At 62.8% G+C, this 8375-nt stretch carries 6 protein-coding genes; 4 read left to right on the top strand and 2 right to left on the bottom strand.

Annotated elements, in window-relative coordinates:
- Positions 1 to 280 precede the first annotated feature (280 nt).
- Complete coding sequence (locus FHK92_RS15085; protein ID WP_181288764.1) at positions 281 to 1807, top strand: alpha-amylase family glycosyl hydrolase; 1527 nt, start codon at positions 281 to 283, stop codon at positions 1805 to 1807.
- 10 nt (positions 1808 to 1817) lie between these two features.
- Positions 1818 to 3425: an alpha-amylase family protein gene (locus FHK92_RS15080; RefSeq protein ID WP_181288763.1), complete on the top strand. Its 1608-nt coding sequence runs from the start codon at positions 1818 to 1820 to the stop codon at positions 3423 to 3425.
- Here FHK92_RS15080 and FHK92_RS15075 read toward each other — a convergent pair.
- Both FHK92_RS15075 and FHK92_RS15070 read right to left on the bottom strand, forming a co-directional pair.
- Positions 3414 to 4397 carry an SDR family oxidoreductase gene (locus tag FHK92_RS15075; RefSeq protein ID WP_181288762.1) on the bottom strand — a complete coding sequence of 328 codons (984 nt, stop codon included), beginning with the start codon at positions 4395 to 4397 and terminating at the stop codon, positions 3414 to 3416. The two genes, FHK92_RS15080 and FHK92_RS15075, sit on opposite strands and share 12 nt — an antisense overlap.
- Before the next feature lie 29 nt (positions 4398 to 4426).
- Positions 4427 to 4840, bottom strand: a complete 414-nt coding sequence (locus FHK92_RS15070) for a CBS domain-containing protein (protein WP_181288761.1) — start codon at positions 4838 to 4840, stop codon at positions 4427 to 4429.
- 559 nt (positions 4841 to 5399) lie between these two features.
- Between FHK92_RS15070 and nirB the strand changes: the two genes are divergently transcribed.
- Positions 5400 to 7961 carry a nitrite reductase large subunit NirB gene (gene nirB, locus FHK92_RS15065; protein WP_181288760.1) on the top strand — a complete coding sequence of 854 codons (2562 nt, stop codon included), beginning with the start codon at positions 5400 to 5402 and terminating at the stop codon, positions 7959 to 7961.
- On the top strand, positions 7961 to 8347 hold the full coding sequence (gene nirD / locus FHK92_RS15060) for a nitrite reductase small subunit NirD (protein ID WP_181288759.1): 387 nt from the start codon (positions 7961 to 7963) through the stop codon (positions 8345 to 8347). Before nirB ends, nirD begins: the two co-directional genes overlap by 1 nt.
- Positions 8348 to 8375 lie beyond the last annotated feature (28 nt).

Genomic DNA, 8375 nt, shown 5'->3' with positions numbered 1-8375 from the left:
ACCTCCAAGTTGGCGAAATCATATCGCCCTTAAGAGGTGTCCGGAATTATTAGGCCAGTTCAAGCTCGCTCCCACAGGTCTCGCAAACGACACGAACCCTGTGGGAGCGAGCTTGCTCGCGATGGCGGCAGCACATTCAACATCTCACCCACAGATTCTCCATCAAGAAAAAACGAACCCCAGGCGCCTTTTCCGGTTCTTAACTGATGTCCCTTGTCGACAGGGGCATCAGGCGGGGCCGCGGTCTTGCCCACCAAACACTGCGATCAGAGGAGGCGACATGCCCAACTCCTTCCATTCGCCCTGGTGGAAGAACGCTGTGATCTACCAGGTTTACCCTCGCTCTTTTGCCGATGCCAACGGCGATGGCATTGGTGATCTTCCCGGTTTGACGGCACGTCTGGACCACCTGCAACGTTTGGGCGTTGACGCGTTGTGGCTGTCACCGGTGTACCGCTCGCCGATGTGTGACGCGGGCTATGACATCTGCGACTACACCGATGTCGATCCGCTGTTCGGCAATCTCTCGGACCTGGATGCGTTGATTGCCAAGGCCCATGAGCGCGGCTTGAAGGTGCTGCTCGACTTCGTGCCCAACCACACCTCCGACCAACACCCCTGGTTCATCGAATCGCGTTCCAGCCGCGACAACCCCAAGCGCGACTGGTACATCTGGCGGGACCAGCCCAACAACTGGCGAGCCTCGATCGACGGCGGCAGCGCCTGGACCTGGGACGAGACAAGTCAGCAGTACTACCTGCATTTCTTCCTGCCGCAACAACCGGATCTCAACTGGCACAACCCCGAGGTTGTCGCCGCCATGCACCAGGTGTTGCACTTCTGGCTCGAGCGCGGCGTCGATGGATTTCGCGTCGACGTGGTGCACTGCGTCGGCAAGGACCAGAGCTTCGCCGACGACCCGCGCTGCATGGCCGGCGAAACCATGGTCAAGATCAATGACCAGCCCTACAGCCATGAAGTGCTGCGCGGGCTGCGGCGCCTGGTGGACAGCTACCCCGGCGAGCGGGTGCTGATCGGCGAGGTGAACATCCGCTCCACGGCGCAGGTGGCCGCCTACTACGGCGCCAGTGACGAGTTGCACATGTCGTTCAACTTCCCGCCGCTGGACGCTCCCTGGGACCCGGTGGTGTTTCGCATGTGCATCCGTGAAGTGGAAAACGACCTCGGCCCCTTGCAGGCCTGGCCCACTTGGGTGCTGTCCAATCATGACAACAGCCGCCATCGCAGTCGCTACGGCGGCTCATTGCGTCGGGCCCGGGCCGCGGCGGTGCTGTTACTGACGCTGCGCGGTACGCCGTTCATCTACCAGGGAGAGGAGTTGGGGCTGGAGGACACGCAAGTGACCGCCCAGACCCGCGTCGATCCCGGCGGACGCGATGGCAGCCGCGCGCCGTTGCCGTGGACCGAGCAAGCGCCTCACGGCTGGTCGGGAAAGGAGCCATGGCTGCCTTTCGCACCCGATGCGGGTTTGCTGTCGGTGCAAGCGCAGGAGCGTGCCGACGATTCTGTGTTGGCGCTGTATCGACGTTTGCTGGCCTGCCGGCGCAACAGCCCGGCGCTGCGCCTGGGCGGCTGGGAAGAGCTGCCATCGCACCCGCAGGTGTTGGCGTATCGACGTCATTGCGACGGCGATGAGCGCCTGGTCTGCGTCAACTTTGCCGACCGCGAGCACACGTTTCCCCTGGCCGATCCCTGGCGCGTGGAGATTGCCAGCGACGGGGCCGATGAAGGCCGGCCATTCAGCGGCCGACTGGCCGCAGAGCAAGCCGTGATCCTGTGTCGATGAGGAATGACTGATGAAAGCCAACTGGCACCGAAACACCTTGATCTACCAGATCGACCCTTCCTTGTTCTTGGACAGCAACGGCGACGGTCGTGGCGACTTGAAGGGCGTCATCCAGCAACTCGACTACTTACAAGGGTTGGGCGTCGGTGCGCTCTGGCTGATGCCGTTGTATCGATCACCCTTCAAGGACGCCGGTTACGACGTCAGCGATTTCATGACCTTGGATCCGCGTTTTGGCAGCGAAGAAGACCTGCGCCAATTGATCGTCCAGGCTGGTGAGCGCGGCATGCGCGTCATTCTCGAACTGGTGGTGCAACACACCAGCGACCAGCACCCGTGGTTCCTTCGGGCGCGGCGGGACAAGGACAGTGTCTACCGGGATTACTACCTGTGGTCCGACACGCCGGTGGACGACGGCAACCAGCCGATCTTTCCTTCGGTAGAAGACAGCATTTGGCAGTGGGATGAGCAGGCCGGGCAGTACTATCGGCATCTGTTCTATCGCCATGAACCGGACCTGAACCTGGCGAACCCGCGGGTCGTCGAGGAGATCGAGCGGGTGATGGTCCACTGGCTCGAACTCGGTATCGCCGGCTTTCGTCTCGATGCCGCTTCGCACTTGGTGGAACAGGCCGGCGGCGGCGATGAGGAGCAGGGCGTCTGGGTGCTGGATCGATTCTATAAATGCATGATCCGCATCAATCCCGAAGGTGTCCTGTTGGGCGAGGTGGATGTCGATCCGGAGCGCTACAGCCATTACTTCGGCACCGGGGAGCGCTTGGGCCTGGTGCTGGATTTCTGGGTGAACAATCACCTGTTCCTGGCCTTGGCCCGCGGCGAAGCCGAACCCCTGCAACGGGCCATCACCCGCCGACCGGCACCGCCCGACGGCGCGAACTACGCGGTGTGGCTGCGCAACCACGATGAGCTCGACCTGGAACGCCTGAGCGAGCAAGAGCGCGAAGAAGTGATGCAGGCCTTCGCCCCGGAGCCGGACATGCGCTTGTATGGCCGAGGTATCCGCCGACGCCTGGCGCCGATGCTCGACGGCGATGTGCGGCGCCAGGCGTTGGCCCAGGCACTGTTGCTGTCGCTGCCCGGTACGCCGATCGTGCGGTATGGGGAGGAAATCGGCATGGGCGACGACCTGTCCCGCCCCGAGCGCCTGTCGGTGCGCACGCCCATGCAATGGAATGACCAGGTCAACGCCGGATTTTCCTCGGCCCAACGGTTGGCCGCCCCGGTGATCGATGAAGGGCCATTTGCCTATGCGCATTTGAACGTTGCAGACCAACTGAAGGACGCCGAGTCGCTATTGAACCGGGCACGTCATTTGTTGCTGACCCGCGCGGACTTGAACGAAGTCGGTGACGGCAAGGCGCAACTGCTGACGGTCGATCATCCCGCGGTGTTCGCCATTGCCCATACCTGCGAGGCCACCTCGGTTATGCTGGCGAACCTCGGCAACGAAACGGTCTCCGTGCGGTTGCGGGAAATGGACCTGGAGGGTTTCGAAGAAATGTTATCCGACAGTCCGTACCCGGCCACGACGCAATCGGGCCTGACGTTGCACGGGTACGGTTATCGGTGGTTCCGCCGTGTCGACTCAAAACAATAGCAGCACGACCGCCAGCAACCCGCCGATGGCGAACAGCAGGGCCGACACTTGCGTCGAACTCAGGGCCAGCGCAGAGTCCCGTGCGCGGCCGCTGAACCGCCCACGGGTACGATGCAAGGGCTCCTGCGATTCGAACAGGTTATCCGGGCGCTGAGGGTCGTCATCCTCGTTGGTCAGCTGGCCCGAATAGGCGCTACGGGCCATCAAGCGATCGAGCAGCCCCGGCATCAGGCAAGTGCCGACGATGGCCTTGAGCGAGGCCGCACCCAGCCACAACTCCCTGGGCGTGCGCTTGACCACGCTGAATATCGCCCGGGCGGCCACGTCCGGGTCATGAATCGGCGGCACGGGCTGCACACGCTTGCCCAACTTGTTGCGCGCCCAATCGAACTGAGGCGTATTGATCGCGGGCAGTTGCACCATGCAGACCTTGATGTCGCTGTGCTCGTGAAGCAGTTCGCAGCGCAAGGAATCGGTGAAACCTCGCACCGCGAACTTGGCCCCGCAATACGCCGCCTGCAGCGGAATCGCGCGGTAGGCTAGCGCCGACCCCACCTGGATGATCACCCCGCGATTGCGCCGGCCCATGAGGTCCAGCGCCGCCAGCGTGCCGTGAACAGTACCCAGGTAAGTCACCTCGGTTACCCGACGGACCTCCTCGGCGCTCAATTGGCGGATCGGCGAAAACACCGTGACCATGGCGCAGTTGACCCACACGCCGACCGGCCCCAGTTCCCGCTCCATTCGCTGTGCCGCTGCGAACACCGCTTCGGCGTCGGCCACATCTACGCTGATCGCAAGGCATGTTGCGCCCAGTTGCTTGAGTTCTTCTTCCGTGGCCGCCAAGGCTTGTTCGCCCCGGGCCAGCAAGCCGACGCGATAGCCGGCGGCGGCAAATCGGTGCGCGGTCGCGCGTCCGACGCCGGCGGTGGAACCACAGATCACCACGACACGTGGGTTTCGCTCATCCATTGTGCTTGCTCCGCAGTTCCTACCAAGGGTCAGTGAGGTTGCGCGACGCCGCGCAGCAGGTTGGCGCTGACCTTGTCGGCGTTGCAACTGGCGACGTTAGCCAGTGAGACCATGCCCACCAGGCGTTTGTCACGGTTCACCACCGGCAGGCGGCGTTTTTCGATCTGGGCCATGTTCTTGGCGACGTGGTCGATTTCTTCATCATCGAAGCAATAGCGCACCTCATCGCTCATGATCCGGCTGACCGGGGTGCCCATGTTCATGCCTTCGGCCATGGCCCGGACCACCAGGTCGCGGTCGGTCACCATGCCGGCCATGCGGTCGTTCTGATTGATCACCAGCGCGCCGATATCGGCTTGGCGCATGATCTGCGCGACTTCGCGCAGTGGGGTATCAGGCGAGATCGTGCGGACTTCCCGACTCATGATTTCATTGATTTTCATCGTTGAATCTCCTTCGTTTCGGGGTGGACAACAAGCCACTGTCAGGCGTCGCGAGTTGCTTGTGCGGCCACCGGACGGGCTCCTCACTTATTGTGAAAATCGGGGTTGGCGATGGTTCAGGATTTTTGCCGGCGGGTTTGAAGGGGTGCACTTTTATGAAGCCGCAGGTGGGTTGCCGCACCATCGCAAGGCAGAGGGTGGTGCTAGCGAAACGGTAGCTGGCGCCGGTCAGCTTGAGGTGGCAGGGCGGGCCTCTTCGCGGGCAAGCCCGCTCCCACAGGGGATTGTGGGGATGCCCATGAGGTTGTCGCGGCAGGTCAAGCAAGGTTTGGCACGCTCGCTGCAAGACGTTGTCCAGGCCCACCGTGAACACAATCGAGTGGGCAGCCCCGTCGGTCAACGAAGATCGAGTGCCAGCAGGCCGGGGGATAACGGTAGATCAGGGCGCAGTCGCCGGGTCGATACCGCACAGAACAGGCAAAGACGCCTGGAACCGCAAGGTTTCAGGCGTCTTTTTTTGCTTTCAAAAAACCGTGATGGGCTTTTGTCGGGTGCTTTTATGAATTCCAACGTTGCTTCCCTGAACAAGCTGCAAACGCTGATCGTGATCGGCAATGGCATGGTCGGCCATCACTGCGTCGAACAATTGATCGAGCGCGGTGCCCTCAATCATTACCGCGTACACGTCTTCAGCGAAGAGCCGATGCGCGCTTACGACCGTGTGCACCTGTCCGAATATTTCTCGGGACGGGACGCCGAATCGCTGGCCTTGGGCAAAGCCTCGTTGTACCAGACCCCCGGCGTCACGCTGCACCTGGGCGTGCCGGTACTGGAAATCGACCGTCAGGCCCACGAAGTGGTCACCGCCGGGGAACGCATCCGCTACGACAAGCTGGTGCTCGCCACCGGTTCCTACCCGTTCGTGCCGCCGATCCAGGGCGCCGAAGGCGATTCGTGCCTGGTCTACCGTACCCTCGAAGACCTCGACGCCATCCGTAACGCCGCCAGCAACGCCCGTCGCGGCGTGGTCGTCGGCGGCGGGTTGTTGGGCCTGGAGGCGGCCAACGCCTTGAAGACCCTCGACCTGGAAGCCCACGTCGTCGAATTCGCCCCACGGCTGATGCCGGTGCAACTGGATGAGCAGGGCGGATTGGCCCTCAAGGCGCGCATCGAGAAACTCGGCGTCGGCGTGCATTTGTCCAAGGGCACCCAATCCATCAGCGCGGGTGAGCAATACCGTTATCGGATGAACTTCGGCAACGATGATTTTCTCGAAACCGACCTGATCGTGTTTTCCGCCGGTATCCGCGCCCAGGACGCCCTGGCCCGCCAATGCGAGCTGCAAATCGGCCCGCGCGGTGGCGTGGTGATCGATGATCATTGCCAGAGCAGCGACCCGGACATCTACGCCATCGGCGAATGCGCGGCGTGGAATGGCAGCATCTTTGGCCTGGTCGCGCCGGGCTACCAGATGGCCCGCAACGTCGCGGCGCGCCTCTGTGGCGAAGCCGGCGAGGCCTTCACCGGCGCGGACATGTCTACCAAGCTCAAGCTGCTGGGCGTCGATGTCGGTTCCATCGGCGACGCGCACGGCCATACCGCGGGTTCGCGCAGCTTCCAGTTCATCGACGGAACCAGCGCCAGCTACCGGCGCCTGGTGGTCGATGCTGACGGCAAGCGCGTGATTGGCGCCGTACTGGTCGGCGACAACAGCTACTACGACACGCTCTTGCAGTACATGCAGAACGGCATCGCCTTGCCCAAGGACGCCGCCAGCCTGATCCTGCCATCCTCCGAAGGCGCCCCGACACTCGGCCCGGCGGCGTTGCCTGAAGCCGCGACCATCTGCTCGTGCCACAACGTCACCAAGGGCTCGATCTGCTCGGCCATCGACGGCGGCTGCACCGATCTTGGCCAGCTCAAGTGCGACACCAAGGCCGGCACCGGCTGCGGCGGCTGCGCGGCACTGGTCAAGCAAGTGTTCGAGCACGAACTGATCGCCCGTGGCGTCAGTGTCGACAAGAGCCTGTGTGAACACTTCGCCTACACCCGCCAGGAGCTTTACGCGCTGGTGCGGGTGGAAGGCATCATCAGTTTCGAAGAGCTGTTGGCCAAACACGGTCGCGGCCACACCGGTTGCGACTTGTGCAAGCCGGCGGTGGGCTCGATCCTGGCGTCTTGCTGGAACCAGCCGATCATGGACCCGCACCTGGTGCCGTTGCAGGACACCAACGACACCTTCATGGCGAACATGCAGAAGAACGGCACCTATTCGGTGGTGCCGCGCATTGCCGGCGGGGAAATCACCGCCGACAAACTGATCGCCATCGGCGTCGTCGCGAAGAAATACGACCTCTACACCAAGATCACTGGCGGCCAGCGCATCGACCTGTTCGGCGCACAGTTGCACCAGTTGCCGGACATCTGGGCCGAGCTGATCGAAGCCGGATTCGAAACCGGCCATGCCTACGGCAAATCCACGCGTACGGTTAAATCCTGCGTCGGCAGCACCTGGTGCCGCTACGGCGTGCAGGACAGCGTGCAAATGGCCCTGACCATCGAGGACCGCTACAAAGGCCTGCGCTCGCCGCACAAGCTCAAGTTCGCCGTGTCCGGTTGCACCCGTGAATGCGCCGAAGCCCAGAGCAAGGACGTCGGCGTGATTGCCACCGAAAAGGGTTGGAACCTCTACGTGGCCGGCAACGGCGGCATGCGTCCGCGCCACGCCGAGCTGTTCGCCACCGACCTGGACGATGCGACGCTGATCCGCTACATCGACCGCTTCCTGATGTTCTACATCCGCACCGCCGACAAGCTGCAACGCACCTCGGTCTGGCGTGAAAGCCTGGAAGGTGGCCTGGACTACCTCAAGGACGTGATCATCCACGACAGCCTGGGCCTGGGCGCCGAGCTTGAAGCACAGATGCAACTGGTGGTCGATCGCTACGAATGCGAGTGGGCCAACGCCTTGAAGGACCCGGAAAAACTCAAGCGCTTCCGCACCTTCGTCAACGACAAGCGCGGCGATCCGGACGTTCATTTCGTTCGCGAGCGCGGCCAGCGTCGGCCAGTGCATGCCCATGAACTTCACCTGATTCCCGTCACCGAGGAGGTGCTCTGATGAGCCAGTCAAACGTCGTTCGTATTTCCACCCGTGAAGCTGCGCAACAACCCCAGCAATGGCGCGCCCTGTGCAGCCGCGAGGACCTGGTGCCGAACTCCGGCGTGGTCGCCTGGCACGACGGCAGCCAAGTGGCGCTGCTCTACCTGCCGGAACATGCGGACAAGCCGCTGTACGCCGTCGACAACCGCGACCCGAAGTCCGGCGCCAACGTCATCGGTCGCGGTTTGCTGGGCAACATCAAGGGTGAACTGGTCATCGCCTCGCCGATGTACAAGCAGCATTTCCGCCTGGAAGACGGCCATTGCCTGGAATACCCCGAGCAGCGCCTGCGGGTCTGGCCGGTGCGCTTGAATGGGGATGTGGTGGAGATTGGCGAGGATTGATCCGTGCCAAGGCCGCCTCAGTGGTGCT

The sequence above is a fragment of the Pseudomonas brassicacearum subsp. neoaurantiaca genome (genome assembly GCF_013608025.1).
GTDB lineage: Bacteria > Pseudomonadota > Gammaproteobacteria > Pseudomonadales > Pseudomonadaceae > Aquipseudomonas.
This window is presented reverse-complemented; position numbering and strand designations above follow the sequence as displayed.